General features: G+C 63.8%; 26 protein-coding genes. 13 read left to right on the top strand and 13 right to left on the bottom strand.

Annotation, left to right across the window (positions count from 1 at the left end; all coding sequences use genetic code 11):
• Positions 1-12 precede the first annotated feature (12 nt).
• A complete protein-coding gene (locus EN818_RS16775; RefSeq protein ID WP_095806634.1) occupies positions 13-645 on the bottom strand; it encodes a methyltransferase domain-containing protein in 633 nt (210 codons plus the stop codon).
• A gap of 100 nt (positions 646-745) precedes the next feature.
• Between EN818_RS16775 and EN818_RS16770 the strand changes: the two genes are divergently transcribed.
• Entirely contained in the window at positions 746-1,648 is a 903-nt protein-coding gene (locus EN818_RS16770) for a phosphotransferase family protein (RefSeq protein WP_095806635.1), read from the top strand.
• A gap of 18 nt (positions 1,649-1,666) precedes the next feature.
• On the opposite strand, the gene EN818_RS16765 is transcribed toward EN818_RS16770, so the two are convergent.
• A complete protein-coding gene (locus EN818_RS16765) occupies positions 1,667-2,590 on the bottom strand; it encodes a DMT family transporter (protein WP_095806636.1) in 924 nt (307 codons plus the stop codon).
• Between the two features lie 81 nt (positions 2,591-2,671).
• A complete protein-coding gene (locus EN818_RS16760; RefSeq protein ID WP_095806637.1) occupies positions 2,672-3,952 on the bottom strand; it encodes an amidohydrolase family protein in 1,281 nt (426 codons plus the stop codon).
• A gap of 173 nt (positions 3,953-4,125) precedes the next feature.
• Here EN818_RS16760 and EN818_RS16755 point away from each other — a divergent pair, with 173 nt between their 5' ends.
• Positions 4,126-5,880 carry an ABC transporter ATP-binding protein gene (locus tag EN818_RS16755; RefSeq protein ID WP_095806638.1) on the top strand — a complete coding sequence of 585 codons (1,755 nt, stop codon included), beginning with the start codon at positions 4,126-4,128 and terminating at the stop codon, positions 5,878-5,880.
• A 50-nt stretch (positions 5,881-5,930) separates the two neighbouring features.
• Here EN818_RS16755 and ilvD read toward each other — a convergent pair whose 3' ends face one another.
• Complete coding sequence (gene ilvD, locus EN818_RS16750) at positions 5,931-7,775, bottom strand: dihydroxy-acid dehydratase (protein ID WP_095806639.1); 1,845 nt, start codon at positions 7,773-7,775, stop codon at positions 5,931-5,933.
• 274 nt (positions 7,776-8,049) lie between these two features.
• Between ilvD and EN818_RS16745 the strand changes: the two genes are divergently transcribed.
• Entirely contained in the window at positions 8,050-8,517 is a 468-nt protein-coding gene (locus tag EN818_RS16745) for a VOC family protein (RefSeq protein WP_095806785.1), read from the top strand.
• Between the two features lie 159 nt (positions 8,518-8,676).
• Here the strand turns inward: EN818_RS16745 and EN818_RS16740 are convergent, their stop codons facing one another.
• The 3 genes from EN818_RS16740 to EN818_RS16730 form a co-directional block, all read right to left on the bottom strand.
• Entirely contained in the window at positions 8,677-10,269 is a 1,593-nt protein-coding gene (locus EN818_RS16740; RefSeq protein WP_095806640.1) for a peptide chain release factor 3, read from the bottom strand.
• Positions 10,270-10,399: 130 nt separating this feature from the next.
• The gene (locus tag EN818_RS16735; RefSeq protein WP_165349926.1) at positions 10,400-10,561 is read right to left on the bottom strand and encodes a DUF1127 domain-containing protein; all 162 of its coding nucleotides are present in this window, start codon (positions 10,559-10,561) and stop codon (positions 10,400-10,402) included.
• Positions 10,562-10,671: 110 nt separating this feature from the next.
• Positions 10,672-10,953 carry a DUF4242 domain-containing protein gene (locus tag EN818_RS16730; protein WP_095806642.1) on the bottom strand — a complete coding sequence of 94 codons (282 nt, stop codon included), beginning with the start codon at positions 10,951-10,953 and terminating at the stop codon, positions 10,672-10,674.
• Between the two features lie 202 nt (positions 10,954-11,155).
• Here EN818_RS16730 and EN818_RS16725 point away from each other — a divergent pair, with 202 nt between their 5' ends.
• Both EN818_RS16725 and EN818_RS16720 read left to right on the top strand, forming a co-directional pair.
• A complete protein-coding gene (locus tag EN818_RS16725; RefSeq protein ID WP_095806643.1) occupies positions 11,156-12,970 on the top strand; it encodes a winged helix-turn-helix domain-containing protein in 1,815 nt (604 codons plus the stop codon).
• Positions 12,971-13,040: 70 nt separating this feature from the next.
• The gene (locus EN818_RS16720; RefSeq protein ID WP_095806644.1) at positions 13,041-14,114 is read left to right on the top strand and encodes an FAD-binding oxidoreductase; all 1,074 of its coding nucleotides are present in this window, start codon (positions 13,041-13,043) and stop codon (positions 14,112-14,114) included.
• 46 nt (positions 14,115-14,160) lie between these two features.
• Here the strand turns inward: EN818_RS16720 and EN818_RS16715 are convergent, their stop codons facing one another.
• The 3 genes from EN818_RS16715 to EN818_RS16705 form a co-directional block, all read right to left on the bottom strand.
• Entirely contained in the window at positions 14,161-14,961 is an 801-nt protein-coding gene (locus EN818_RS16715; RefSeq protein ID WP_095806786.1) for a class II glutamine amidotransferase, read from the bottom strand.
• 164 nt (positions 14,962-15,125) lie between these two features.
• Complete coding sequence (locus EN818_RS16710; RefSeq protein WP_095806645.1) at positions 15,126-15,926, bottom strand: class II glutamine amidotransferase; 801 nt, start codon at positions 15,924-15,926, stop codon at positions 15,126-15,128.
• Between the two features lie 13 nt (positions 15,927-15,939).
• Positions 15,940-16,197, bottom strand: coding sequence for a DUF6356 family protein (locus EN818_RS16705; RefSeq protein ID WP_095806787.1), 258 nt, complete (start codon positions 16,195-16,197; stop codon positions 15,940-15,942).
• Between the two features lie 115 nt (positions 16,198-16,312).
• Between EN818_RS16705 and EN818_RS16700 the strand changes: the two genes are divergently transcribed.
• The 5 genes from EN818_RS16700 (at position 16,313) to EN818_RS16680 (ending at position 19,802) form a co-directional block, all read left to right on the top strand.
• On the top strand, positions 16,313-16,783 hold the full coding sequence (locus EN818_RS16700) for an Lrp/AsnC family transcriptional regulator (RefSeq protein ID WP_095806646.1): 471 nt from the start codon (positions 16,313-16,315) through the stop codon (positions 16,781-16,783).
• Positions 16,784-16,867: 84 nt separating this feature from the next.
• Positions 16,868-17,353: a dUTP diphosphatase gene (dut, locus tag EN818_RS16695; RefSeq protein WP_095806647.1), complete on the top strand. Its 486-nt coding sequence runs from the start codon at positions 16,868-16,870 to the stop codon at positions 17,351-17,353.
• Entirely contained in the window at positions 17,353-18,024 is a 672-nt protein-coding gene (locus EN818_RS16690; RefSeq protein WP_095806648.1) for an HAD family phosphatase, read from the top strand. The genes dut and EN818_RS16690 overlap by 1 nt, the downstream gene beginning before the upstream one ends.
• Before the next feature lie 64 nt (positions 18,025-18,088).
• Positions 18,089-18,913 carry a hypothetical protein gene (locus tag EN818_RS16685; RefSeq protein WP_095806649.1) on the top strand — a complete coding sequence of 275 codons (825 nt, stop codon included), beginning with the start codon at positions 18,089-18,091 and terminating at the stop codon, positions 18,911-18,913.
• Positions 18,914-18,989: 76 nt separating this feature from the next.
• On the top strand, positions 18,990-19,802 hold the full coding sequence (locus EN818_RS16680; protein WP_095806650.1) for an oxaloacetate decarboxylase: 813 nt from the start codon (positions 18,990-18,992) through the stop codon (positions 19,800-19,802).
• On the opposite strand, the gene EN818_RS16675 is transcribed toward EN818_RS16680, so the two are convergent.
• Positions 19,799-20,494 (bottom strand): sulfate transporter family protein, encoded by a 696-nt coding sequence (locus tag EN818_RS16675; RefSeq protein ID WP_095806788.1) that lies wholly within the window; start codon positions 20,492-20,494, stop codon positions 19,799-19,801. The two genes, EN818_RS16680 and EN818_RS16675, sit on opposite strands and share 4 nt — an antisense overlap.
• Before the next feature lie 71 nt (positions 20,495-20,565).
• Entirely contained in the window at positions 20,566-21,468 is a 903-nt protein-coding gene (locus EN818_RS16670; RefSeq protein ID WP_095806651.1) for an EamA family transporter, read from the bottom strand.
• 269 nt (positions 21,469-21,737) lie between these two features.
• Here EN818_RS16670 and EN818_RS16665 point away from each other — a divergent pair, with 269 nt between their 5' ends.
• Positions 21,738-22,730, top strand: a complete 993-nt coding sequence (locus EN818_RS16665; protein ID WP_095806652.1) for an adenosine kinase — start codon at positions 21,738-21,740, stop codon at positions 22,728-22,730.
• Positions 22,731-22,894: 164 nt separating this feature from the next.
• Here the strand turns inward: EN818_RS16665 and EN818_RS16660 are convergent, their stop codons facing one another.
• Positions 22,895-23,098, bottom strand: coding sequence for a hypothetical protein (locus EN818_RS16660; protein ID WP_095806653.1), 204 nt, complete (start codon positions 23,096-23,098; stop codon positions 22,895-22,897).
• Positions 23,099-23,395: 297 nt separating this feature from the next.
• Between EN818_RS16660 and EN818_RS16655 the strand changes: the two genes are divergently transcribed.
• Both EN818_RS16655 and EN818_RS16650 read left to right on the top strand, forming a co-directional pair.
• Positions 23,396-24,100 (top strand): antitoxin Xre/MbcA/ParS toxin-binding domain-containing protein, encoded by a 705-nt coding sequence (locus EN818_RS16655; RefSeq protein WP_095806654.1) that lies wholly within the window; start codon positions 23,396-23,398, stop codon positions 24,098-24,100.
• Between the two features lie 375 nt (positions 24,101-24,475).
• Entirely contained in the window at positions 24,476-25,600 is a 1,125-nt protein-coding gene (locus EN818_RS16650; RefSeq protein WP_095806655.1) for a porin, read from the top strand.
• The last annotated feature ends 8 nt before the right edge of the window (positions 25,601-25,608 follow it).

Genomic DNA, 25,608 nt, shown 5'->3' with positions numbered 1-25,608 from the left:
TCCGAGAACGGGTCAGCGAACACGCAACACGAGGCAACGGCTTGGCACCGTATCGCCCTCGCCGGGCATCGAGGCGTAGGGCCGTGTCTCTTCGACCCGGGTCACGGCGCCTTTCGCTTCGAGGTCGGCGATTCGATCGGCAAAGCCGGCCTGCCAGAGCGTGTTCTTCACCGTCAGCACGATGATGCCGCCGGGGCGGCAGATGCGGATCAGCTCGTCCAGGCCCTCGCTGCCGACATGGCCGGAGGTGAAGACGCCCGCGGAGACGATGCCGGCATAGGCGCCGTCGGTAAAGGGCAAAGGCCCGCCCATGGCCAGGCGATGCAGCGCCGAGTAGACGCCCTTGGCGGCCGCGCGGTCCAGCATGCCCTGCGAGATATCGAGCGCCTCGACGTTCGGATAGCCGGTGATGGCCAGCCATTCGCCAATCAGGCCGGTGCCGGCGCCAGCGTCGAGCAAAGGTTCGGCGCCACGCGGGAGATGACGGGCAATCAGCGCCAGGCAGATCGTCGGATGGCGGTAGCCGGCCGCCGACATGTCGGCGTCATAGGTTTCGGCCCAGTTGTCATAGATCGCGGCTACTTCGTCCGGCCGCGTTGCCGCATAGGCGGCGTTCAACGCGCTGTTGTGCTTGCCGTCCGTCATTGCCGCTCCCGGGCCGAATCTTGTGCATCCGATGATAGCCAAGCGGCGAAAACTGTGGAACCGTTCCGCCATAAACATGGTGTGAAGGTTAAAATCGGGGGTGACGATGGACGAGGCGAGAGCGGCACTGGCCGCAATTCCTGCACTGGCCGGCTATAGCGGCCCGTTGGAGCGCCTCGGTGGCCTCACCAACCTCGTCTACAGGGCTGGCCACATCTGCCTGCGCGTCCCCGGCAAGGGCACGGCGGAATATATCAATCGCGCGAACGAGGCGGTGGCGGCGCGCGAGGCGGCAAAGGCCGGCGTCAGTCCCGAGGTGCTCCATGCCGATCCGGCATCGGGACTGATGGCGACACGCTTCATCGCCGGCGCCGAGACGATGTCGCCTCAGAAGTTCAAAACCAGACCGGGCAGCCCGGCGCGCGCCGGCGAGGCCTTCCGCAAGCTGCATTCTTCCGGCGCGGTCTTTCCCTTCCGCTTCGAATTGTTCGCCATGATCGACGACTATCTGAAGGTGCTGTCGACCAAGGATGTCGCCTTGCCCGTCGGCTACCACGACGTGGTGCGCGAGGCAGGCAGCGTGCGCGACGCTCTTGCCGCGCACCCGATCCAGCTCGCCGCCTGCCACTGCGACCCGCTCTGCGAGAATTTCCTCGATGCGGGCGACAGGATGTGGATCGTCGACTGGGAATATTCGGGCATGAACGACCCGCTCTGGGACCTTGGCGACCTTTCGGTCGAAGGCAGATTTGACGCCGCTCAAGACGAAGAGTTGATGCGCGCCTATTTCGGCGGCGACGCACGGCCGGCCGAACGCGGCCGCCTCGTCATCTACAAGGCGATGTGCGATCTGCTGTGGACACTGTGGGGGCTGATCCAGCTCGCCAACGACAATCCGGTCGATGATTTCCGCGCCTATGCCGACGGCCGCTTTGCCCGATGTAAGGCATTGATGGAGACGGCGGAGTTCTCGCGGCATCTCACTGCTGTGCGAGAAGGCTGAATTGCAAGATCCTTATCGTTAATTGACGCCCTTAGGCACGTTCTCCGGAGGGACCTCGGTCTCCACCACCTTCTGGCGGTGGAAGATGAACATGCCCGCGAGCACGACGATCGCCGAGCCGACCAGGATGCGCGGGCTGGGCACCTCGCCGAAGAAGGCCAGGCCGAAGACAACGGCCCACAACAGCAGGCTGTAGTGCAGCGGCGCCAGCGTCGAGGCGGGCGCCAGCTTCAGTGCCCTGGTGATCATCAGGTGGGCGGAGCAGGCGACGACGCCGAGCAAGAGCATGGCGCAGCAATCGAGCGCGGACGGCGTGCGCCAGCCACCGATGGTCAGCGCGCCGCCGACGAGCAGCGTGGCGATCGTCTGCCAGGTGACCAAAGTGGTGTCGCTGGTGCCGCGCAAACGCCGGCTGAGGATGATGGCCAAGCCAAAGGCGATGCTGCCGATCAGCGCGTAGGTCGACGACAGCGAGAAGGCAGCCGATGAGGGTTTCAGGATGATCAGCACGCCGCAAAAGCCGACCATGATTGCCAGCCAGCGGCGCCAGCCGACCTTCTCGCCGAGCAGAAAATGGGAAAGTGCGGCGACGTAGATCGGTCCGGCCATGTAAAAGCTCATCACATCGGCGAGCGGCAGATAGACGAGCGCGGCGTAAAAAAGTCCGGTATCGGTCGTGGTCGCCACCACGCGCAACAACTGCAACACCGGCCGTTCCATGTGGAACAACTTGCCCTTGCCCTGGGTCGCCATCATTGGGCCGAGCACAATGAAGGCGCCGATCGATCGGATCAGCATCACCTGGCCGACCGAGAAGCTGGCGACCATCCATTTGCCCATCGCGTCGTTGAGCGCGAACATGAAGTCCCCGGCCAGCATCAGAAGGATGCCGGCCAGCAGAGCGTTCCTCATCGTGAAATTGCGGGCAAGGGATCGGGCCATGCCGGCTCGTAGCCGTAAGCGGGCGCTTTGACGAGGGAAATTCGGGCCATCGGTAAGACCAGCGGCGGGAATCGGCTGGCTCTAGCCAGCATTATGCCGCCGGTTCACCTGCGCCGGACGGCCGGCGATCGATAGTCGCGTCTCTTGCCTTGTCCGCTCCGCCACCACCTTGCCGCTGGCGATGACGCAGAGGCGCTCCGGCCGAAGGCGAACGGCCTCGATCGGGTTGCCGGCATCGAGCACGACAAGGCTGGCGCGCTTGCCGACGGCAAGGCCGAGATGCTCAAGGCCCATGATGGCGGCGTTGACGTTGGTGACCATGTCGAAACATCGCGCCATGTCGGCCGGGCTCGACATCTGGGCGACATGCAGGCCCATGAAGGCGACGTCCAGCATGTCGGCAGTGCCCAGCGAGTACCACGGGTCGAGCACGCAATCCTGGCCCCAGCCGACGCGGATGCCGAGCGCCAGCATCTCCTTCACCCGGGTCAGGCCGCGCCGCTTCGGGAAGGTGTCGTGGCGTCCCTGCAGCATGATGTTGATCAGCGGATTGGGAATGGCTGAGACACCGGCCTCGGCGATCAGCGGCAGGAGTTTCGAGACGTAGTAATTGTCCATCGAATGCATCGAGGTGAGGTGCGAGCCGGCGACCCTGCCCTGCAGGCCGAGCCGCTGGGTCTCATAGGCAAGCTGCTCGATGTGGCGCGACAGCGGATCGTCGGTCTCGTCGCAATGCATGTCGACCATCAAGCCGCGCTTCTCCGCGATCTCGCAAAGCTCCGTCACGGATCGGGTACCGTCGGCCATGGTGCGTTCGAAATGCGGGATGCCGCCGACGATGTCGACACCGAGATCGAGGGCGCGGATCGTGTTTTCGCGGGCCGTGGGCGAACGGTAGAGCCCGTCCTGCGGGAAGGCGACCAGTTGCAGGTCGATATATGGCGCGACGGTTTTCTTGACGTCCAGCAACGCCTCGACGGCGAGCAGCCGGTCGTCGCAGACATCGACATGGGTGCGGATGGCGAGCAGGCCCATCGACACCGCCCAGTCGCAATAGGCGAGCGCGCGGTCGCGCACCGCTTCATGCGCCAGCAGCGGCTTCAATTCACCCCAGAGCGCAATGCCCTCCAGCAGCGTGCCTGACGCATTGATGCGCGGAATGCCGTAGGAAAGCGTGGCGTCCATGTGGAAATGCGGATCGACGAAGGGCGGGGAGACGAGATTGCCGCGCGCGTCGATTTCGGTGCGAGCCGAAACCGGCAACTCGGGTTCAATCGCCCGGATGGTCTCGCCGGCGATGCCGATGTCGGCGGTCCTGCCGTCCGGCAGCGTGCCGCCGCGCACGATGAGGTCGAAATCCATCAGTCGTCATCCTCCCATGAATCGGCATCCGTCGTGGCGCAAAAGACACCTGCTTCGCTGCCGCTTCATTCCGCCAGCGCGAAAGGTTTCCTCCGGTCCCAACTCGCTCTATAAGCCGCCTCTCGCCTCCGTGGCGAATCCGAAATTCGTGCAGCCAGCATGGGGGCGGTCGTTTGTTTCGCTTCTTCCGCTCGACGGAGAACCAGCGCCTTATCGCGAGGTTGGTGCGGGAATCCTTCCACGAGCATAAGTTCGGCTATGGCGCCGCCATAGTGTCGATGCTGGTGGTAGCCGCCATGACGGGGGCGAGCGCCTGGATCCTGAAGGAGATCACCAATGAATTCGTGGTCTTCAAGAGAGCGGATCGCGTCAACCTGATCGCTGCCGGGGTGGCCGCCATCTTCGTCCTGAAGGGCCTCGCGACATTCGTCCAGGCCTATTTCATGAGCCGGGTCGGCAACGCCATCATCGCCGACCGGCAGCGCAAGATCTATGACCGCATCCTCGCGCAGGGCATCGAGTTCTACCATTCGACCTCGTCGTCCGACCTGATCACGCGCATGACCAACAACGCGCAGGCCGCGCGCAGCGTGCTCGATCTCGTCGTGACGTCCTATGTGCGCGATCTGGTGACGTTGATCGTGCTGGTGCTGGTCATGATCTGGCAGCAGCCGGTGCTGTCGCTGATCTGCTTCGCCGTCGGGCCCGTGGCCATCTACGGCATCAACCGCATCCTGAAGCGCGTCCGCAAGATTGCGCAAATGGAGTTCCGCTCGCTCGGACAGATCGTGCATGTGATGCAAGAGACGGCGATCGGCGTGCGCGTCGTCAAATCCTTCAATCTCGAAGGCGCCATGCGCAAGCGAATGTACAAGGCGGTGTCCGACGTCCAGAACCGCGCCAACAACATTGCCACGCTGGAAGCCGCCACCAGCCCGGTGATGGAAACGCTTGCCGGCCTGGCGATCGCCGGCGCGGTCTTCGTCAGCGGCTTCCTGGTGCTCGAGGGCGGCCAGATGCCGGGGAACATCATGGCCTTCATCGCGGCGCTGCTGCTCGCCTATGAGCCGGCCAAGCGCCTTGCCCGCGTGCGCATTTCACTGGAGACGGGCATCGTCGGCGTGCGCATGATGTTCCAGCTCGCCGACCGCCCGCTGACGCTGGCCGAAAAGCCAGACGCAAAGCCGCTGCAGCCCGGGCCAGGCAAGATAGGCTTCGAGAATGTGAGCTTCGCCTATCCCGAAAGCCCGCCGGTGTTCGAAGGCCTCGATCTGACCCTGGCGCCTGGCAAGATGACGGCTCTGGTCGGGCCTTCGGGCAGCGGCAAGTCGACGATCCTGAACCTGATCATGCGCATGTACGACCCGCAGAGCGGCAAGGTGACGTTGGACGGCCAGGACATCGCTCAAGCGACGCTCGCCTCGCTCAGGGAAAAAATCGCCTATGTCAGCCAGGACACGTTCCTGTTTGCCGGCACGATCATGCACAATATCCGGCTTGGCCGCCAGGATGCGACCGAAGCCGAGGTGATCGCCGCCGCCAAGGCGGCCAACGCACATGACTTCATCAGCGCCATGGCCAAGGGCTACGAGACGGAAGTGGGTGAGAACGGCTCGCTGCTGTCGGGCGGCCAGCGCCAGCGCATCTCGATAGCGCGCGCCATGCTGCGCAATGCCGAGATCCTGCTGCTCGACGAGGCGACCAGCGCGCTTGACGCCGAATCGGAGGCGCTGTTCCGTGACGCGCTGCAGCAGCTCACCCTCGGGCGCACGACGATCGTGATCGCGCACCGGCTTTCGACCGTGCACCAGGCCGACACGATCGTGGTGCTGGAAAATGGCAAGGTGCTGGAAAGCGGACCGCACAAGACCCTGCTCAAGCAGGGCGGCCTTTATCAGAAGCTTTATGAATATCAGCTGATGCCGTAGGGCTGGCTCCCCCTTCTCCCCTTCTTGCGGGAGAAGGTGGGGAGCCTGGCTCACTCCGGCACGATCCGCACCGCGCCCTTGTCGGCGCTGGTGGCGAAGGCGGCGTAGGCGCGCAGCGCGGTCGTCACCTTGCGCTTGCGCTTTTCCTCCGGCTTCCAGGCGTCCGCGCCCTTCGCCGCCATCGCGGCACGACGCGTCTCCAGCTCAGCGTCGCTGACGGCAAGGCGGATGGTGCGGTTGGGGATGTCGATCTCGATCGTGTCGCCTTCCCTGACCAGCCCGATCGCACCGCCTTCGGCGGCTTCCGGCGAGACGTGGCCGATCGACAGACCCGACGTGCCGCCGGAGAAGCGGCCGTCAGTGATCAGCGCGCAGGCTTTGCCGAGGCCCTTCGATTTCAGGTAGCTGGTCGGGTAGAGCATCTCCTGCATGCCGGGGCCGCCGCGCGGTCCCTCATAGCGGATGACGACGATGTCGCCGGCTTTGATCTCGTTGCCGAGGATCGCCTTGACCGAGGCATCCTGGCTCTCGAAGACGCGGGCCGGGCCGGTGAACTTCAGGATCGACTCGTCGACGCCGGCCGTCTTCACGATACAGCCGTCCAGCGCCAGATTGCCCTTCAGCACGGCGAGGCCGCCATCCTTCGAGAACGGCGTCTTTGACGAGCGGATGACGCCCGTCTCGCGGTTCGTGTCCAGCTCGTCCCAGCGGCGGTCCTGGCTGAAGGCGACCTGCGTCGGCACGCCGCCGGGCGCGGCGCGGAAGAAGTCGCGCACGTTCTGCGCGGAGGTGCGGGCGATGTCCCAGTGGTCGAGCGCCTCGCCGAGCGTAGCGGTGTGCACCGTCGGCAGATCGCGGTTGATCAGACCGGCCTCATCGAGCTGGCCGAGAATGGCCATGATGCCGCCGGCGCGGTGAACATCCTCCATGTGCACGTCCGACTTGGCCGGCGCGACCTTGCAGAGCACCGGCACTTTCCGCGACAGCCGGTCGATATCCTCCATGGTGAAATCGACCTCGCCTTCATGCGCGGCGGCCAGAATGTGCAGCACCGTGTTGGTCGACCCCCCCATGGCGATGTCGAGGGCCATGGCGTTCTCGAAGGCGCCCTTCGAGGCGATGCTGCGCGGCAGCGCGCTTTCGTCCTCCTGCTCGTAATAGCGCTGGGCGAGATCGACGATGAGGTGCCCGGCCTCGACGAACAGGCGCTTGCGGTCGGCATGCGTGGCCAAAGTCGAGCCGTTGCCGGGCAGCGACAGGCCGAGCGCCTCGGTCAGGCAGTTCATCGAATTGGCGGTGAACATGCCGGAGCAGGAGCCGCAGGTCGGACAGGCCGAGCGCTCGATGACCTTGACGTCCTCGTCGGAAATCTTGTCGTCGGCGGCGGCGACCATGGCGTCGACCAGGTCGAGCGCCTGCGTCTTGCCGGCGAGCACCACCTTGCCCGCCTCCATCGGTCCGCCGGAGACGAAGACGGTCGGGATGTTGAGGCGAAGCGACGCCATCAGCATGCCGGGCGTGATCTTGTCGCAGTTGGAGATGCAGACAATGGCGTCGGCGCAATGCGCATTAACCATGTACTCGACGGAATCGGCGATCAGCTCGCGCGACGGCAGCGAGTAGAGCATGCCGTCATGCCCCATGGCGATGCCGTCATCGACGGCGATGGTGTTGAATTCCTTGGCGACGCCGCCGGCCTTCTCGATCTCGCGCGCGACGAGCTGCCCGAGGTCCTTAAGATGTACGTGGCCCGGCACGAACTGGGTGAAGGAGTTGACCACCGCGATGATCGGCTTGCCGAAATCCGTGTCCTTCATGCCGGTGGCGCGCCACAGGCCACGAGCGCCGGCCATGTTGCGGCCATGGGTGGTGGTGCGGGAACGATAGGCGGGCATCAAATTGTCCTTGCTGGCTGGCCGCGCCCAAGTCTGGCGCGGCGGCGCTGAATTCAATCGGCAGCGGTTATAGCGACCCCTGCCCGGCCTTGCCATAGTTTTGCGCTGCGCCAATTACCGCGGAGGTTACCAGCCGGCACGTGTCGAGAAATTTCCGGCGAGCTGTCGGACAGCGCCCGGTTGGGCCGTCCTTGGGGCACACGGCGAGGAATGAAGGCTCAAATGCTGCCTCGCCGTCCAGTTGAAGCGAATGCGACCAGCCGAGGAGCACGACATGCAAAAGATTACCACCTGTCTCTGGTTCGACGGCCAGGCCGAAGAGGCCATGAACCATTACATCTCGATCTTTAAGAATTCGAAGGTGCTGAGCGTTTTGCGTTGGCCCAAGGGTCACGCCGATGAGGGCAAAGTGCTGCTGACCACGTTCGAGCTCGACGGCGTGCCGTTCCAGGCACTCAATGGCGGTCCCAACTTCAAGTTCAACGAGGCGGTGTCGCAGTCGATCGACTGCGAGACGCAGGAAGAAGTCGACTATTTCTGGGAGAGGCTCACCGAGGGCGGCGAGCCCGGCCAATGCAGCTGGCTGAAGGACAAGTTCGGTGTCTCCTGGCAGGTCGTGCCGGAGCAGCTGCCGAGACTGCTTCTGGATCCCGATAGGGCCAAGGCCGGCCGGGTGATGTCGGCGATGATGAAGATGGGCAAGATCGACATCGCCAAGATCGAGGAAGCGGCGAAGGGGTGAGGATGAGGAGTGAGGAGTGAGGAGTGAGTAGTTAGTAGTGAATAGTGAGTAGGGTGAATGGTGAATGGTGAGGATCGGCACCCGCTCTTTCTGCCTACTACTTACTACTCACTACCTACTACTCACTACTTACTATTCACCATTCACTATTCACCAGAATCACGCCGCCTTGTCGCGTATCTGGTAGTCCTTGACCGCGGTGAAGCGGATCGCTTTCCAGCGCTCGGCTTCGTAGTTGAGCGAGAAGGCGTGCTGGGCCAGGAACACCGGATCGTTGTCGAGGTCGCGGGCGATGTCACCGCGATGCGCCTCGATGAAGCGCTGCACGTCCGCCTTGTCGTCGGCCGAAATCCAGCGGCAAACGGAAAAGCGCGACATCTCGAAATCCACCGGCAACGTGTATTCGATGTTGAGCCGCTCTTTCAGCACGTCGAGCTGCAGCGCGCCGACGACGCCGACGATGGCCGGCGAGCCGTCTTCGGGCGAGAATAGCTGCACGACGCCCTCCTCGGCCATCTGGTGCAGCGCTTCCTTCAGCTTCTTGGCTTTCATCGCATCGCCGAGGCGAACGCGGCGCAGGATCTCGGGCGCGAAGTTCGGCACGCCGCGGAACAGGATCTCCTCGCCCTCGGTCAGCGTGTCGCCGATGCGCAGCGTGCCATGATTGGGAATGCCGACGACGTCGCCGGCAAAGGCCTCGTCGGCGGTGACGCGGGTGCGGGCGAAGAAGAACTGCGGCGCCGACAGGCTCATCGGCTTGCCGGTGCGCACCAGCTTGGCCTTCATGCCGCGCTCCAGCTTGCCCGAGCAGACGCGGACGAAGGCGATGCGGTCGCGGTGGTTCGGATCCATATTGGCCTGAATCTTGAAGACGAAGGAGGTCATCTTCGCCTCGGTCGCCTCCACCGTTCGCTCGTCGGCTTCCTGGGCGCGCGGCGGCGGCCCGAAGGCGCCGAGCGCCTCGATCAGGTCGCGCACGCCGTAATTGCGCAGCGCCGAGCCGAAATAGACCGGCGTCAGATGACCCTCGCGGAAAGCGTCCACATCAAGCGGGCGGCAGGCCTCGCGCGCGAGCTCCAGCTCCTCGATGAAGTCGTTGCGATCGTTCTCCGGCAACAGACCGGCGACGCGATTGGAATCCGGGCCGTGGACCGGCGTGCGCTCCTTCTCGTCGTCGCTCTTGCGCACCGCGTTCAGCGCCAGGTGATAGGTGCCGCAAAAGGTCTTGCCGCGGCCGATCGGCCAGGTGACAGGCGCGGTATCCAGCGCCAGCTTCTGCTCGATCTCGTCCAGGATCTCGAACGGATCGCGGCTTTCGCGGTCCATCTTGTTGACGAAGGTGATGATCGGGATGTCACGCAGCCGGCAAACCTCGAACAGTTTCAGCGTGCGCGGCTCGATGCCCTTGGCGGCGTCGATGACCATGACGGCCGAGTCGACCGCCGACAGCGTGCGATAGGTGTCGTCGGCAAAGTCCTCGTGGCCGGGCGTATCGAGCAGGTTGAAGACATTGTCGTCATACTCGAAGGTCATCACCGAGGTGACCACCGAGATGCCGCGCTCGCGCTCGATCTTCATCCAGTCGGACCGCGTCTGGATGCGATCCTTCTTGGCCTTGACCTCGCCGGCAAGCTGGATCGCGCCGCCGAACAGAAGCAGCTTTTCGGTAAGCGTGGTCTTGCCGGCGTCAGGGTGGGCGATGATCGCGAAGGTGCGGCGGCGCGATACCGCCTGTTCGATGTCTTCTGCCAATTTTTTGGAATCCTGTCTGTGGCGCGGGCTTCTAGCAGCGCTTTCCCGGCCTGTCGACAGTTTCGGGCAGATCGGTTCGACGCCTGCGTTTGTCCTTCTGGATCTCGCAGTGGCAAACGAACGCTTCGTTTCAGACCCGACGACCGTGCCTACTGCCGTGGCTGGTCATCCACCGTATCTCGGCCCGTTCGATGCCGATGTCGCGCAACAGATAGTCCGGCAATTCGTCCAGTGTGGCCCGGTCCCTGCGGATGCGGACGATGCGCGCCACGGCGGACGCAAGAATGGTCATGGTCATATCTCCTCTGGTTTGCACAAGGATTGGGAGAGCCATCGGGCGGCCCTCCCAAAAGGCTGGTCGGCACTGCTCGCAGTTTCCTGCGAAGCGTCACGATGCCCCCATCACGCGGCGGCGTATGCCGTCGTCGGATCGAACAGGCGCTTGACCTGCGTCACCTTGGTCGCCGGGAAGCCGCTCATCTTGGCGTGGCGCTGGATGATCGCCTCGTCCTTGGCGAGATAGACGCAGAAGGTCTTGTCGTCCGCTACGAAGGATTCCACCCACTGGATGTCGGGGCCGAGTTCGGCGAGGACGGCGTTCGAGGCCTTTGAGGCGTCGCGAAGCTGTTCGCGCTCGAAGGTGCCGACCTTGGGGATTTCCCGTTCGATGATGTATTTGTGCATGTCGCAATCTCCTTGATCTGGGTTCAAATGCCTCCGGGTGAGCGATGATGTTGCTGCCGGTGACATTCCTGGGGCCGCTGAGCTAAACTGCACTTGGCCCGCCAGGCAGACGGAGAATTACGGATGAGGCGGCCGGCAGTCCTTATGCCGGCCTTATCTTCTTCTGATCCTTTGCCCATTGTCGTTACGGAGATTGCTGCCGATGGGGAATTATTGCTTTGGCGACTTCGAGCTCAACGAGGGTTCCCGCGCTCTTCGCCTCGCCGGAAGAGAGATCGAGGTGCAGCCCTTGGTCTTCGATTTCCTCGCTATTCTGTTGCGGCATCAGGAGCGGGCCTTGAGCAAGGAGGAGCTGCTCGAAACGCTGTGGCCCGGCGTGACGGTGACCGAGGCTTCGCTGCAGCGCGTGGCAAGCCTTGCCCGGAGCGTACTTCGCCAGGGCGGCATGGAGACGGCGCTGCGCAACCTGCCACGGTTCGGCTACCGCATTTGCCTGGATCAGCCGGCGGCTTTGGCGACCCGGCCGGCTCGTGCCGTTGCGGACAGCGAGCCGTCGCGCCCCGGCTCGCCAATCCTGTCCGCGCGCGCGGCCGTCGCAGCCAGGAAATGGCACGAGGCCGCGGCTTGCTTCGCCCAAGCGGATGCCGCGGACGAGTTGCTGACGGCCGACCTCGAGGAATGGGCATTGGCGCTGGAATGCATAGGGCGGCCGGCTGAAACCATTCCTTTCCTGATGCGCGCGGTAACCGAATACGGCGTGGCGGGCGAGCGCCTGCGAGCGGCATCCCCGGCGATCACCCTTGCGCGGATCCATCTGGAACGGGGCGAGCTGTCGGTTGCGAAAGGCTGGCACAAGCGCGCCGCGCAGCTTATCGCGACCGCCACGGACAGCAGGGAGCATGGCCTGTGGTGTTGGATGGGCGCGCGGCTGATGGGTGCGGAAGCCGAGCCCGAACAGGCGCTTGCCCTCGCCGAGCAGGCCTTGGAAGTGGGCAAGCATCTCGATGATCCGGTCGTGGAGTCCCTCGGCCTGATCTATCGCGGCTTCTTCAAGCTATGCCTCGGAGAAACCAAGTCCGGACAGGAAGACCAGGATTTCGCGGCCGCGCTCGGTCTTTCCAGCGACGTCGATCCGATCGTTGGCGGCATCCTCTATTGCAACATTCTCTGGGCCTGCCGGAATTTTGGCGACTGGGCGAGAGCCAACCAATGGACCCTTGGCTACGAAGACTGGTGCAGGGGCCACGGTCTGGAGGACCTGTCGGGTTCGTGCCGGCTGCATCGAGCCGAAGTGCTCGGCGTCCACGGCACGCTCAAGGAGGCGGAGGCATTGGTGCGCGCCGCGCTCGACCAGCTGGCCCGCGATGCGCCCTGGGCAACCGGCGATGCGCTTCGCGTTCTGGGCGACATCCATCTCGCCGCCGGCGATTTCGCCGAGGCCGAAACCGCCTATCGCGCGTGCCATGCCGCGGGCTGGGATCCCCAGCCCGGCCTTGCGCTGCTGCAGCTCGAGCAAGGGCAGGCGGAAGCCGCTTTCAGCGCGCTGGAGCGATCGCTCATCGGAAACGGCTGGCCGACCCTGCAGCGACGCGGCCTCGTGCTCGCCACTCTTGCCAAGGTGGCGGCGCGGACCAATCGGCTGGAGCGCGCGAAGGCGGTTATCGCCGAACTGGATACCGACCCGCAACGCTGGCCGATGGCCTCCATCCGGGCACTCACCGCGGAGGCCAAGGCCGAACTGTTCATACAGGAGAATCGTCTGGACGAAGCCGCGCGAGAGCTGCAGACGGCATGCGCCCGCTGGAGCGAGATCGGCTCGCCGATCAATGCCGCCGACGCCCGGCTGTCACTCGCGGGGCTGCTCATCCGGCTTGGCGATCGCACCGGCGCCGAGCTGGAGCTCGGCAGCGTCCTGGCGGCCGCGACGAAGGTGGACTCGCCACGCCTGATGCAGCGATACGAAGCACTGATGGGCCTGCTTGCCGGTGCGCAAAAGGTGGCGGTCGGCAGCGTGTAAGACCGGTTCCTGCTTGAGGTCAGGCCGGCGCGATGGCATGACGGGAAACAGTCCCGCCCAAGGCCTGAGCATGAGCAGCGCAAAACAAGTCATCGTCATCGGCGCCGGTATCATCGGCGCATCGATCGCCTGGCATCTGGCGAAGGCCGGCGCGAGCGTAACAGTCGTTTCCGAAAGCGGCGCCGGCGGTGTCGCGACTCCGAATTCCTTCGCCTGGATCAATGCCTGCTGGGGCAATCCTGAACCCTATTTCCGGCTGCGCATCCGGGCCATGGCGGAATGGCGGCGTCTGGCGCGCGAACTGCCAGAACTGCCGCTCGCCTGGTGCGGCAGCCTGTGCTTGAGCCTGCCGACAGACAAACTCGAAGCCTACGCGACCGAGCACGCCTCCTGGGGTTACGGCATTGAGCGGCTCGGCCGCGAGCAGGCGGCGCGGATCGAGCCCAATATCGCCGAACTTCCCGATCTGGCCCTCCATGTCGCCGAAGAAGGCGTAGCCGAGCCGGTCGCGGCAACAAAGGCGCTGCTGTCCGATGCCGAACGACGCGGCGCGCGGGTCGTTGCCGGGACCGTGGATGCGCTGGCGCTGTCCGACGGCAAAGTCACGGGAGTCATGGTTTCCGGCCAAGCCCTCACGGCCGACGAGGTGGTGATTGCCGCCGGCACCGGCGCCCCGGAAATTGCGGCGACAGCCGGCATCAAGCTGCCGATCGCAACGCCGCCCGGTCTTATCGTCCATTCGCGTCCATATACGAAGCTGCTCAACGGGCTGGTGCTCGCCGAGCATCTGCATATGCGCCAGACGGCCGAGGGACGCATCATCGCCGGTTCGGATTTCGGCGGCGGCGCGCCGGGCGAGGACCCGGAGACCACCGCGCGCGAGCTGTTCGGGGCAATGAAGGCAATGCTGCGCGGCGCCGAAGGACTGGAGTTCGGCTTCCACACGATCGGCTACCGGCCCACTCCGGCCGACGGGTTCCCGATCGTCAGCCGCGCCGACAATGTCGGCGGTCTCTATCTGGCCGTCACCCATTCCGGGATTACGCTGGCGCCCGCCGTGGGATTGTTTGCTGCCCGCGAGATCCTCTACGGCGAGCGCGATGCGCTGCTGACGCCTTATGCGATGTCGCGCTTCACCCAGTAGCCGCTGCCGGCCGGAAACCGTCGGTACGACGACGGCCAGAGGGACTTTAACCCGCGAGCGCCAACTGAGGCGTAGCAGGCGCAAACGGCCGGATACTGGTGCTGTCCCTGGTCATCGTTACGAAACTCGACTGTGGGATCTCGTGCCAAATGCGGCCATCGCGGTCGAACGGCTCGGAGACGATGCAGCGGCCGACGCCTTTGGCGAAGGCCGCGGTATAGAGCGTCGGGGCTTGATCGCCGGTGGCGTAGCGCACCGCGTGAAGCGCCTTTCCATCGCTGAAGGCGGCGGTCAGTTTCAGGGACGGCTCGATGCCGGCGCGGCGCGAAGCCTCGAGAACGAGGCCGGCGACGCGGGAAGCCGCGCCATGCGGGTCCTGCGACAGATCCTCGCCGATCATCAAGCGAAAGAATAATTCGGAATCGGTCGTGCCTTCGAGCTGGTCGAACAAATCGTCCGAGAGAGAATTCTCCAGTGCACGGCGGATCTTCTCGAAGCCCCCGATCTGGCCGTTGTGCATGAACGACCAGCGGCCGGAAACGAAAGGATGGCAGTTCATGCGGCTGGTGGCGCCGCCGGTCGAGGCGCGCACATGGGCAAGAAACAAGCCCGATTTTATCAGCCGGCCAAGACTTTTGAGATTGGAATCGGACCAGGCCGGCAGGATGTCCCTATAGAGGCCGGGCTCCGGCCGGTCGCCGTACCAGGCCACGCCGAAGCCGTCGGCATTGGTTGGCGATTTCGCCTCCATGGCCCGATGGCTTTGGACGATCAGGGAGTGGGAGGGTGCCGCGACGATCTCTTCCAGGAAGATCGGTTCGCCGAGATAGGCAGCCCATCTGCACATGGTTGTCATCCTCTCTTCGTACGTTGTCGCCGCTCGTGAGACGCACAGATGACAGAGGGACGGTTTGGCGTCCTTACGCCGCGCTTATGTTTTGCTGATGCCTTGGTTGAAACCGCCGGAAGACGGGCCGCCGTCGATCGCCGGGCTTTGAAGTCGATACCTGCTTAGCTGACCAGTGCCAGCTTGCTCGCTGCAGGCGCGAACGGCCGAATATTGGTGCCATCCCTGGTCATGGTGACGAAGCTCGACGGCGGGATCGCCTGCCAGTCGCCACCTTCGCGGTCGAAGGGCTCGGAGACGATGCAGCGGCCTCCGCCCTTGCGGAAGAGTGAGGTGTAGAGCGTCGGCGCGTGATCGTCGGTCGCATAGCGCACGGCATGGAGCGCCTGGCCGTCCGAGAAGGCTGCGGTGAGTTTCAGGGACGGCTCGAGGCCGGCGCGGCGCGAAGCCTCGATGACGCGGCTCGCCGCCCGCGACGCCGCGCCCTGCGGCTCGGACGACAGGCCCTCGTCGATCATCAGGAGAAAAAAGAGCTCTGAATCGGTGGTGCCCTCGCGCTGGTCGAAGACGGCGTCGGAGAGCGAATTCTCCAGCGCGCGGCGGATCTTCTCGAAACTGCCGATCTGCCCGTTATGCATGAACGACCAGCGGCCGGAGACGAAGGGGTGGCAGTTCATGCGGCTGGTGGCGCCGCCGGTGGAGGCGCGCACATGGGCCAGGAACAGGCCGGATTTGATCTGCCGGCAGAGGCTTTTCAGGTTGGGATCGGACCAGGCCGGCAGAATGTCGCGATAAAGCCCGGGCTCGGGACGATCGCCGTACCAGGCCAGGCCGAAGCCGTCGCCATTGGTCGGCGACTTGGCCTCCTGGGCGCAGTGGCTCTGGGCGATCAGCGAATGGCAAGGCGCGGTGACGATGTCTTCGAGGAAGACCGCTTCACCGAGATAGGCCGCCCACCGGCACATCGCATTCCACCATCTATCGGGCGCGGTCCAAGAGAGCCCCCGGCTCCTTCACCGCGTGTGAGCCTCTGTTGTGCGTGCGCTCATAGAGCTCGCGAACGATTCGGCTGGCCGTAGTCTCGAACAGAAATGGCAAGAAAGCGTGAACGAGGGCAGCGCCTGCGGCCAGCGACAGGCGGGAACAGAACCAGGCGGCAAAGGCCATGTGGCCGAAATAGGTCTCGCCAACCTTCTCGGGGTGAGCGGTGAAGAGCGCGGTAAGCCGTGTCGTCATGGTGGTTCCTCCTGCCGGGATGAGCCCCGATTCTGGGTAGCTTGCCATGAGACGAAGGTTCATCGGTCCTAGATTGTCGTTGTATTTTGCCACCTTTTGGGACATTCATCCCACCATGACCGTCGAAATCGATGAGATCGATCGAAGATTGCTGGCAGAGCTGCAACGCGACGGCACGCTTTCCGTCGACCAGCTGTCGGAGCGGGTGGCGTTGTCGCGCAACGCCTGCTGGCGGCGCGTCAAGCGGCTGGAGGAGGATGGCGTCATCACCGGGCGCGTGGCGCTGCTCGATGCCGACAAGGTCGGGCTCGGCCTTTCCGTCTTCATCCTGATCCGCACCTCCAACCATGATCCCGACTGGCTGCAGAAATTCCGCGCCGCGGTGACCGGCTTTGCCGAGATCACCGGCGTCTATCGCATGTCCGGCGACCTCGATTACGTGCTCAGGGCCCGCGTCGCCGACGTCAAAGCCTATGATCGGCTCTACCAGCGGCTGATCGCCAAGGTGGCGCTGTCGGATGTCTCGGCTTCCTTCGTCATGGAGGAGATCAAGGAGACGACCGTCGTTCCGGTGGAACTGCGCTGACGCGGAACCGCTTCGAAAGAAAGCCGTTGATAGCGCTGCGGTCGAGTTGACTGGACCGGCATTCGCGCAGATAGGAGTGGGCTCATGCGCACAGCCGTCCATCCTTCCTCCGTCATCGGCCCAACAGTCGGTTTCGTCAGGCTCCCGCATGGCGAAGGCCTGCCGCTGCCGGCCTATGAAAGCACTGGCGCCGCCGGAATGGATCTGCGTGCCGCGGTGCCGGAGGACCGGCCCTTGCTGATCCTGCCGGGAAAACGTGCGCTGGTCCCGACAGGATTGATCCTGGAAATTCCGGAAGGCATGGAGGGCCAGGTCCGGCCGCGTTCCGGCCTTGCTTTCAAGCATGGCCTCACCGTCCTCAACACGCCCGGCACCATCGACAGCGACTATCGCGGCGAGGTGAAGGTGCTGCTGATCAATCTCGGCGACGAGGACTTCGCGGTGACGCGGGGCATGCGCATCGGCCAGATCGTCTTTGCCGCGGTCACGCAGGTCGGGGTCGAAGAGCGCGCGCTTGCCGGCGGCACGGCGCGCGGCTCCGGCGGTTTCGGATCGACCGGCACCGCTTGATGTCTGCAGCACGGTCTCTGACAAAGCTGGTCATCTTCGACTGCGATGGGGTTCTGGTCGATACCGAGAATCTCGCCAACCGCCGCCTTGCCGAATGGCTTTGCGAAGCCGGCTTTGCGACCACTTTCGAACATTGCCGCAAGCATTTCTCCGGCCGCAGCATGGCTTCGGTTCAGAAGCAAATCGAAGAGGAGACCGACGCCAGGCTCGGCGCGGATTTCGTCGACCGCTGGAATGCGGGGCTGCCTGATCTGTTCGCGCATGGCGTCGAGGCGATCCCTTATGTGCGCGAGTTCGTCGACAAGGTGCGGGCCGCCGGAATCGCCTACTGCGTCGCTTCCTCGGCGCGGGTCTCGAAGATGCACATCACGCTCGGCCAGACCGGGCTTTTGCCGCTGTTCGAACACGCCATGTTCTCCTCGACCATGGTCGGGCGCGGCAAGCCGTTTCCAGACCTCTTCCTCCATGCCGCCTCGACGATGGGCTTCGCGCCGGCCGACTGCATCGTCATCGAAGACAGCGTCGCAGGCACCCAGGCCGGCATCGCAGCCGGAATGCGCGTGTTCTCCTATCATGCCGATCCGTTGTCCGACCGCGATGGACTGGCCGAAGCCGGCGGCATCCTGTTCGACGACATGCGCGAGCTCGCCGGACTGGTGCCGATCCACTGATCGCCGACCGGCTGAGCGCCGCAAAGCTCCGAGCTAGAGTGGGCGTATCGGAGGGACGCTTTTCATGAATTCCATATTGTCGCGTCTCGTGCTTGCCTGCGTGCTGCTGCCATGTCTATGGACGGTGGCGGGAGCGCAGGCCGTCAGCTTTCCGGAACCCGGCGCCGCCATTCCCGGCCACCCGGACGTGACCTATCTCGACCTGGCGAAGATGATCGTGCCGGACGGCGGCAGCCAGCCGGTCCAGATCCGCCATATCACCGGCGGTGACGAAGGCGGCTCGCCGCCCCCGGCCGCAATGCCGGCCGCTGCGGTGCTCACCATCTGGGCCGGCGGCAAGGACCGGCTGGTGATGCTCTACGACCTGGGCCAGTCGTCCGACAGTGCCGAGGGTTTCGCCGTGCTGGCGCTCTATGATCTCTCGGGCAAGCCGAGACTGCTCGACGCCGCGAACGTCGCAGTCGACAGGAGCACCTCCTTCCGCGAGCCGGCCAAGCTCCCGCTCGGCGCCGGCGACGATGCCATCGTCACGATGAGCACGCATTTCAATTCGAACCAGGGCTATGTCGGCACGCTGCTGATCATGGTCCGGGAGGACCGCTTCGAACTGATCGACGCAATCTATACGTTCGACGAGAATTACTGCGCCTACAGGCGCACGCAAAGCCTCGCCTTCCAGACGAACGCGAAGAAGCGGCCCTATGCAGCGATCAAGGTCACGGTGACGGACGCGACCGAGCCAAGCGACGAAAGCTGCGACGACACGCCCCCCAAGGCTGCCTCGCACGATATTTCCGTCACCTATCGCTGGGACAAGGCTGCCTCGCACTACAAGGCGGATTCCGACGCGTTCGAGCGTTTGTCAGCAGAGAACGAGAAACGCTTCTGAGCCGAAGGCATTCGTTTGCCCGGACCGGGCGCCCGCGATAAATTCCCCGAAGCCTGATCATGATTTGAGGACCGCCATGGACAAGGGCAAGATTTTTCGTGACCTGCATGCCTCCACCTTCGTCATGCCCAATCCCTGGGATGTTGGCACCACCAAGCTTCTCGCCTCCTTCGGCTTCAAGGCGCTGGCCACAACCAGCGCCGGCTTCGCCTTCTCGCGCGGCCTGCCCGATGGTGGGGTGACCTTCGAAGCGATGATCCACCATTGCCGCGACGTGACCGCGGCGACCGACCTGCCGGTGTCCGCCGACCTCGAACGCGGCAAGGGCGACAGCGCCGAGCAGGCCGCCGAAACCATCTTCGCGGCCGAAGCCGCCGGCCTGGCCGGCTGCTCGATCGAGGACCACACCGGCGATCCGGACAATCCGATCTATGATTTCTCGCATGCGGTCGAACGCGTCGCCGCGGCCGTCGAGGCGGCGCGTGCCCTGAAGCATGATTTCGTCTTCACCGCGCGGGCCGAGAATTTTCTGTGGGGCAGGACCGATCTCGACGACACGATCAGGCGGCTGCAGGCCTTCGAGAAGGCAGGCGCCGACGTGCTCTATGCGCCGGGCTTGAGCGACGTCGAGATGGTGCGCACGGTCTGCTCGGCGGTGACGAGGCCGGTCAATGTGATGGCGCGGCCCAGCTTCACCGTCGCCGACCTGGCTGCGGCCGGCGTCAGGCGCGTGTCGCTCGGCCCCTGGCTGACCAACTTCGCCTTCGGCATGCTGGAGACGGCGGCGCGCGAGATCCAGCAGGACGGCACCTTCGGCTTCACCCGCGCCGCGATGCCGTTCGGCAAGCTGCAGGCGCTGTTCCGCGAGGGGGCTGCCGAGCAGGACTAGACCGGCTCCCGCGCGGAAACAGCCTTGTGCAGATGCACCATCAGGGCGGCGGCAAAAAGCGGTGTCAAAAGATTGAGCAGCGGCACGGCAAGGAAGGCAGCTACGACCAGTCCGGCCAGAAACACCGTGCCGGCATATTTGCGGCGCAGAGCCTTCGCATCGGCCTCGGGACGAAAGCGCATGGCGGCGAATTCGAAGAACTCGCGCCCCAGCAGATAGCCGTTGACGACGAAGAAGGCGGCGATGTTGATGCCCGGCACCAGGAGCAACAGCAGCGCGACGATGTTGCCGAGGATAACCACGCCGAAGAATTTTACCGCCAGCACCAGCGAGCGCAGCGCCGGCACGGCACGGCCGGGCGGATCGCCGGGATAGTCGGTGCGCTCGACGACGTCGGCGACATCGTCGAGGAACAAGCCGGCGATGATGGCGGTGACCGGCGCTATGAGCAGCGCCAAGCCCAGTGCAAGGCCGATGCCGGCAACGATGAGACCAAGCAGTCCCGCCCAGGCCGGCAGGCCAGGCAGCAGCGCATCGATCCACGGCAGCGCCAGCCATTCGAACAGGCTGCTGATCGCGAACCAAAGCGCGGCCAGCGCCAGCAAGGTCAGCCCAAGCGTTTTCAGAAAGACCGATCGGAATTCGGGCGAGAACAGCCGGCTGGCGGCGGCGCGGGCGGCGTCGAGGATCACGGCGGTTTCCAGGTCCTGATATCGAACGTCTCCGAGATAGGCGCAGACCAACCCGGTCACAAGACCAGGCTCTACTGGGCAAGCTTGGCTTGCCGGGCCGGGATGGTCATGGCGGCTACGCCAGCGACGACGAAGCCCATGCCAAGCCAGGCCGTCGGACCAAGGCTTTCGCCGAGGAAGACGGCGCCGATGCCGACGCCGATCGGCACGCGCAGATAAGCCTGCGACGTGGTGCCGACCGAGCCGAGCGTGTGGATAAGCCGGAAGAAGATCGAGAAGGCGAGCGCGGTGGAGAAAACCGACAGGCCGAAGAGGGCGAGGACCGATGCGGTCGAGGGCGCCAGTGTCCACGGCCGGTCGAAGACAAGGCTCAACGGTATCAGGATCACCGCGCCGCAGATCATCGAGCCGGCCGCCGGGAGCATCGGATCGAGCCCCCTGAAATTGCGTCCAAAAATGGCCGCCCCCGCATAGCTGACGGTGGCGGCGATGACGGCAAGCTGCGCCCAGAGCTGATGGCCAAGACCGCCGAGCGCCTCGGTGCCGACGATCAGGCATATGCCCGCGATACCGGCGCCGACGCCGATCAGCTTGCGCAGCGTCACCGGTTCGTGACGGGTGATGAGCGCGGTCAGCAGGAAGGTGAAGATCGGCGATGTCGCGTTGAGGATGGTGGCGAGGCCGGCATCGATCGAGCGTTCGGCGGCGGCGATCAACGTGAACGGGACGACGCTGTTCAGGCAGGCCTGGAACATGAAGCGGCGCCAGTTGACGGCGTCGCGGGGCATGGCAAGGCCGCGCCAGCGGATGAGGCCAAGCAGAATGGCTCCGGCGATCAAGGTGCGGCCCGCGATGAAGGTCACCGGCGGGATCGTCTCGACGCCGATCTTGATGAAGGTGTAGGAGGCGCCCCACAACACCGCCAGCAGGCCAAGCAGCGCCAGTTCAGTGCTCATATTCGTCTTTGTCGGCATTGCCGGCGCGCCTCGCAAACTTGGATCGGTCCGCTTGTAGCTCAAGGCTAAACGGAGATGTTTCGATGTGGATGCAACCATAGTCGCCGCGGGTGTGGCCGATATGGTCCAGTTAGACGCGAAAAGTCAGGCAGGGCGATGGCCGTGATGAGGGAAAGCGCGCATAGCGGAAAGGCTGCCGATTTTGGTAGGCAAAGTGGCTGCGACCCGCTAGACCCGCGCCCGGCCGGCGTGGCAGAAAGCCGGCGGGTTCCCAGGCGGAGATATTGATGCCGGAATATGACGTGCTTTGCATCGGCAATGCCATTGTCGACATCATCGCGCAGTGCGACGAGGCCTTTCTCGAAACCAACGGCATCGTCAAGGGCGCGATGAACCTCATCGACACCCGGCGCGCCGAGCTGCTTTACAGCCGCATGGGGCCGGCGATCGAGGCCTCCGGCGGCAGCGCCGGCAATACGGCAGCAGGCGTCGCCAGCTTCGGCGGCCGCGCCGCCTTCTTCGGCAAGGTGTCGAACGACGCGCTCGGCGACATCTACATCCACGATATCCATGCCCAGGGCGTGGCCTTCGACACCAGGCCGCTCAAGGGCGAGCCGCCGACAGCGCGTTCGATGATCTTCGTCACGCCGGACGGTGAGCGTTCGATGAACACTTATCTCGGTGCCTGCGTCGAGCTTGGCCCGGAGGACGTCGAGGCCGACAAGGCGGCCGGCGCCAAGGTGACCTATTTCGAGGGTTATCTGTGGGATCCGCCGCGCGCCAAGGAAGCGATCCGGCAGACGGCGAAGCTGGCGCATGCCGCCGGGCGCGAAGTGTCGATGACGCTGTCGGACTCCTTCTGCGTCGATCGCTACCGCGACGAGTTCCTGGAATTGATGCGCTCGGGCACCGTCGACATCGTCTTCGCCAACAGCCACGAGATCAAGTCGCTCTACCAGACGTCGTCGTTCGAGGACGCACTCGCCGCCATCCGCAAGGATTGCAAGATCGCCGCCGTTACGCGGTCCGAGAAAGGGTCCGTGATCGTGCGCGGCGAGGAGACCGTGACCATCCAGGCGACCACCATCAAGGAATTGGTCGACACGACCGGCGCCGGCGACCTCTACGCCGCCGGCTTCCTCTATGGCTACACGGCCGGGCGCAGCCTCAAGGATTGCGGCGATCTCGGCTCGCTGGCCGCCGGGCTGGTGATCCAGCAGATCGGGCCGAGGCCCAGGCAGAATTTGCGCCGCGAGGCCGAGCAGGCGGGGCTGCTTTAATCGCCGACACGCATCAAACCGACGGCGGCCGTCGGCAGTGGTTCAGTTTGATTGGATTGCTTCATCCGGCTGTCATGAACATGCCGTACATTAGCGATGCCGAATACGTTGATCCGATCGGCTCCTGAGAAAGACCTCCTGCCCGGTTTCAGCCGGGCGTTTTCTTAGCCTCCGACAAGTGCCAACTTCGACCTGATAGCGCCAATCGCATTCACGATGGCATCGGCGGCGTGAAGGTCGAGCGCGATATCCAAAAGGCCTTCGGTTGTATGGATCGACAGGATGCCGAGAGCGCCCTTGTCATCCTTCACAGTGCCGACGTGGATTTCAGTTGGCACGAAAGGTGACGCTTTGTCCCTGCGGTTCATCGTTCACCTGTGTTAACGGGGGCGGATGACAATCGCGCATTCCGGTCATTCGTTCAAGCGTGCTTACCGCGCACATCCATCATGCCTTGTCGCGTGACTGTCATAGACCGCACCTAAGGCACTTTTGGGGCTGGCGTGGCTGACATTTGGGAGCGCCCGCAGCAATTGGGGTGCCGAGAAATGCTAGACAGAGACCTGTCCGGACACTGTGTCCGTTGCCATTGCGATTGCCGCTTTCCCTTGTAGCCGTTCTACCGTGGCAGTTGGGCAGAGAAGCGCGTCGCGCAAGGCAGATGCATGACCAGATTTCAGAATCCGCCTGAAGGCATTTCGCAACACGCCCTGGCGCGGCTGGTGGCCAAGGCTGTGCAACAGGCATTGATGCAACATGGCTTGCTGCTCGATATCGAAGTCCTGGTTGCGGCCGGCGCGATCGCCGGCGGCGTTGCGGCCGCGCTTCCCTTCCTCCCGCAGGCGGAGCAACTCACGATCACATCCTTCAAGGGCGGCTGGACCGCGCTTGTCTCCGAGTTCTTGCAGACGATTGCGGAAAGGAGCGGCGGTGCGGCTGATACGCATTGTGCCAACGAAACCCCGCCGCCGGCGCCAGGACAGCCTGGGTTCCCGCAAATACCCGTGCGGGTTTCAGACTTCCAGGCGATGCTGATAGAGGACTGGGCCGGTGAGGTTGCCGGATCGACCTTTCTTGAGGAGAAATTCGGCATACCGCGTTCGACGCTGCACCGCTGGCAAAGGCGGGGCGAAGTCGTTGCTTTGCGCAAGGGCGCCAGCAAGCATGTTTTCCCGCTGGCTCAGTTCGTCGACGGCAGGCCGGCACCGGGCATAGGCGAGGTGCTGGCGGCAATCACCAATCCGAGGCTGGCCTGGTTCTGGCTGACCCGACCTTCGCCCGAACTCGACGGCCGTATTCCCATCGACTTGCTCCGCGACGACATGATCGAGGACGTGGTCCGCGTTTCCCGAAGCGTTTCCCAAACCTGATTTGAAAACGGTTCGCTGCCTTCAGTCCGCATAGCGTATCAATATTTTAGCGAGATCACTTTCTGTCATAAAACTATCATATTTGGCACGTCCGGCACATTTTCTGCTTAACTGCCTGTGCTGACCGTATATTTTGTACAATATGTGCCAATATCTCAAATACATGACGTGATATTTGTGCAACAAGACTTTTGTAAGGTTCGAAAAGTCTGTTTTCAGGCACAATCTATGTTGTACGCGACACTCAATTGCGCCATGTCGAACGCGAAGAAGAAGCGCTGGGGTGCGCGGCTTTTTCATCGATGGGGACGGGGTGGCAGAGCCTGTGGGGCATGCTGAAACCTGTCTTGAACCTTTGACTGGAGATTCAAGAAAATGAACATCAAGAGCCTTCTTCTCGGCTCCGCTGCGGCGCTGATCGCAGTTTCCGGTGCCCACGCCGCCGACGCGGTCACCGTCGCAGAGCCGGAACCGGCCGAATATGTCAAGATCTGCGACGTTTACGGCGCGGGTTATTTCTACATCCCCGGCACCGAGACCTGCCTGCGCATCGGCGGCTATGTCCGCTATGACATCGGCGCTGGCGATATTGGCTCGTTCGACGGTGCTCATGCGACCGATCGCCAGGACGGCGATGTCCAGGACACTTGGAAGAAGAATACCCGCTTCACCTTCAAGACCTGGACCGGCCAGGAGACCGAACTCGGCACCTTGAAGACCTACACCGAAATGCGCTTCAACTTTGGCAACAGCGCAACTAGCGATGTTGCTTTCGACAAGGGTGTCTCGGTCAAGTTCGCCTGGATCCAGCTCGGTGGCCTCCGCGTCGGTAAGGACGAATCCGCCTTCGACACGTTCATCGGCTACGCCGGCAGCGTCATCCAGGATACGCTGGTTCCCTATGGCGATTTCGACACCAACGTCGTGCAGTACTATTTCGACGCAGGTAACGGCTTCTCGGCCGTCGTCTCGCTCGAAGAAGGCTCCGGCACTGTTGGCACGATCGACAGCTATGTTCCGCATGTGGTCGGCGGCGTGAAGTACACACAGGGCTGGGGCGCCATCACCGGCGTCGTTGCCTATGACAGCAACTACGAAGAGGTGGCCGGCAAGGTTCGCTTGGACGTCAAGCCGGTGGACAACTTGTCGTTGTTCATCATGGGCGGCTACGGCACCGACGACAACCTCAACGATGATGCAGGCAACGTCGTGGATGCCCACGGTCGCGGCTTCTACAAGCAGTGGAGCGGCAACTGGGCGGTGTGGGGCGGCGGCACCTATACCATCAACGAGAAGACCTCGTTCAACGCCCAGCTTTCCTATGACGAAGGCAAGAATTTCGGCGTCGCGGCGAACATTGCCTATGAAATCGTCAAGGGTCTCAAGGTCACCGCCGAAGTCGACTATCTGCACGTTGGCGAAGACACCGTCACCAATTTCACCAAAGCCGATAAGGAAAACAATATCGGCGGCATCCTGCGCTTCCAGCGCTCGTTCTGATCGCTCTA

This window comes from Mesorhizobium sp. M3A.F.Ca.ET.175.01.1.1, assembly GCF_004791945.1.
Classification (GTDB): Bacteria; Pseudomonadota; Alphaproteobacteria; order Rhizobiales; family Rhizobiaceae; genus Mesorhizobium.
The sequence above is the reverse complement of the archived record's forward strand: the minus strand, read 5'-3'. Positions and strand labels throughout refer to the sequence as shown.

Bases quoted from the DNA above. Each gene is read 5' to 3' on its own strand.
- EN818_RS16775 (WP_095806634.1), bottom strand. From the start codon at position 645: ATGACGGACGGCAAGCACAACAGCGCGTTGAACGCCGCCTATGCGGCA.
- EN818_RS16765 (WP_095806636.1), bottom strand. From the start codon at position 2,590: ATGGCCCGATCCCTTGCCCGCAATTTCACGATGAGGAACGCTCTGCTG.
- EN818_RS16760 (WP_095806637.1), bottom strand. From the start codon at position 3,952: ATGGATTTCGACCTCATCGTGCGCGGCGGCACGCTGCCGGACGGCAGG.
- ilvD (WP_095806639.1), bottom strand. From the start codon at position 7,775: ATGCCCGCCTATCGTTCCCGCACCACCACCCATGGCCGCAACATGGCC.
- EN818_RS16745 (WP_095806785.1), top strand. From the start codon at position 8,050: ATGCAAAAGATTACCACCTGTCTCTGGTTCGACGGCCAGGCCGAAGAG.
- EN818_RS16735 (WP_165349926.1), bottom strand. From the start codon at position 10,561: ATGACCATTCTTGCGTCCGCCGTGGCGCGCATCGTCCGCATCCGCAGG.
- EN818_RS16730 (WP_095806642.1), bottom strand. From the start codon at position 10,953: ATGCACAAATACATCATCGAACGGGAAATCCCCAAGGTCGGCACCTTC.
- EN818_RS16725 (WP_095806643.1), top strand. From the start codon at position 11,156: ATGGGGAATTATTGCTTTGGCGACTTCGAGCTCAACGAGGGTTCCCGC.
- EN818_RS16720 (WP_095806644.1), top strand. From the start codon at position 13,041: ATGAGCAGCGCAAAACAAGTCATCGTCATCGGCGCCGGTATCATCGGC.
- EN818_RS16715 (WP_095806786.1), bottom strand. From the start codon at position 14,961: ATGTGCAGATGGGCTGCCTATCTCGGCGAACCGATCTTCCTGGAAGAG.
- EN818_RS16710 (WP_095806645.1), bottom strand. From the start codon at position 15,926: ATGTGCCGGTGGGCGGCCTATCTCGGTGAAGCGGTCTTCCTCGAAGAC.
- EN818_RS16705 (WP_095806787.1), bottom strand. From the start codon at position 16,197: ATGACGACACGGCTTACCGCGCTCTTCACCGCTCACCCCGAGAAGGTT.
- EN818_RS16700 (WP_095806646.1), top strand. From the start codon at position 16,313: ATGACCGTCGAAATCGATGAGATCGATCGAAGATTGCTGGCAGAGCTG.
- dut (WP_095806647.1), top strand. From the start codon at position 16,868: ATGCGCACAGCCGTCCATCCTTCCTCCGTCATCGGCCCAACAGTCGGT.
- EN818_RS16690 (WP_095806648.1), top strand. From the start codon at position 17,353: ATGTCTGCAGCACGGTCTCTGACAAAGCTGGTCATCTTCGACTGCGAT.
- EN818_RS16685 (WP_095806649.1), top strand. From the start codon at position 18,089: ATGAATTCCATATTGTCGCGTCTCGTGCTTGCCTGCGTGCTGCTGCCA.
- EN818_RS16680 (WP_095806650.1), top strand. From the start codon at position 18,990: ATGGACAAGGGCAAGATTTTTCGTGACCTGCATGCCTCCACCTTCGTC.
- EN818_RS16670 (WP_095806651.1), bottom strand. From the start codon at position 21,468: ATGCCGACAAAGACGAATATGAGCACTGAACTGGCGCTGCTTGGCCTG.
- EN818_RS16665 (WP_095806652.1), top strand. From the start codon at position 21,738: ATGCCGGAATATGACGTGCTTTGCATCGGCAATGCCATTGTCGACATC.
- EN818_RS16660 (WP_095806653.1), bottom strand. From the start codon at position 23,098: ATGAACCGCAGGGACAAAGCGTCACCTTTCGTGCCAACTGAAATCCAC.
- EN818_RS16655 (WP_095806654.1), top strand. From the start codon at position 23,396: ATGACCAGATTTCAGAATCCGCCTGAAGGCATTTCGCAACACGCCCTG.
- EN818_RS16650 (WP_095806655.1), top strand. From the start codon at position 24,476: ATGAACATCAAGAGCCTTCTTCTCGGCTCCGCTGCGGCGCTGATCGCA.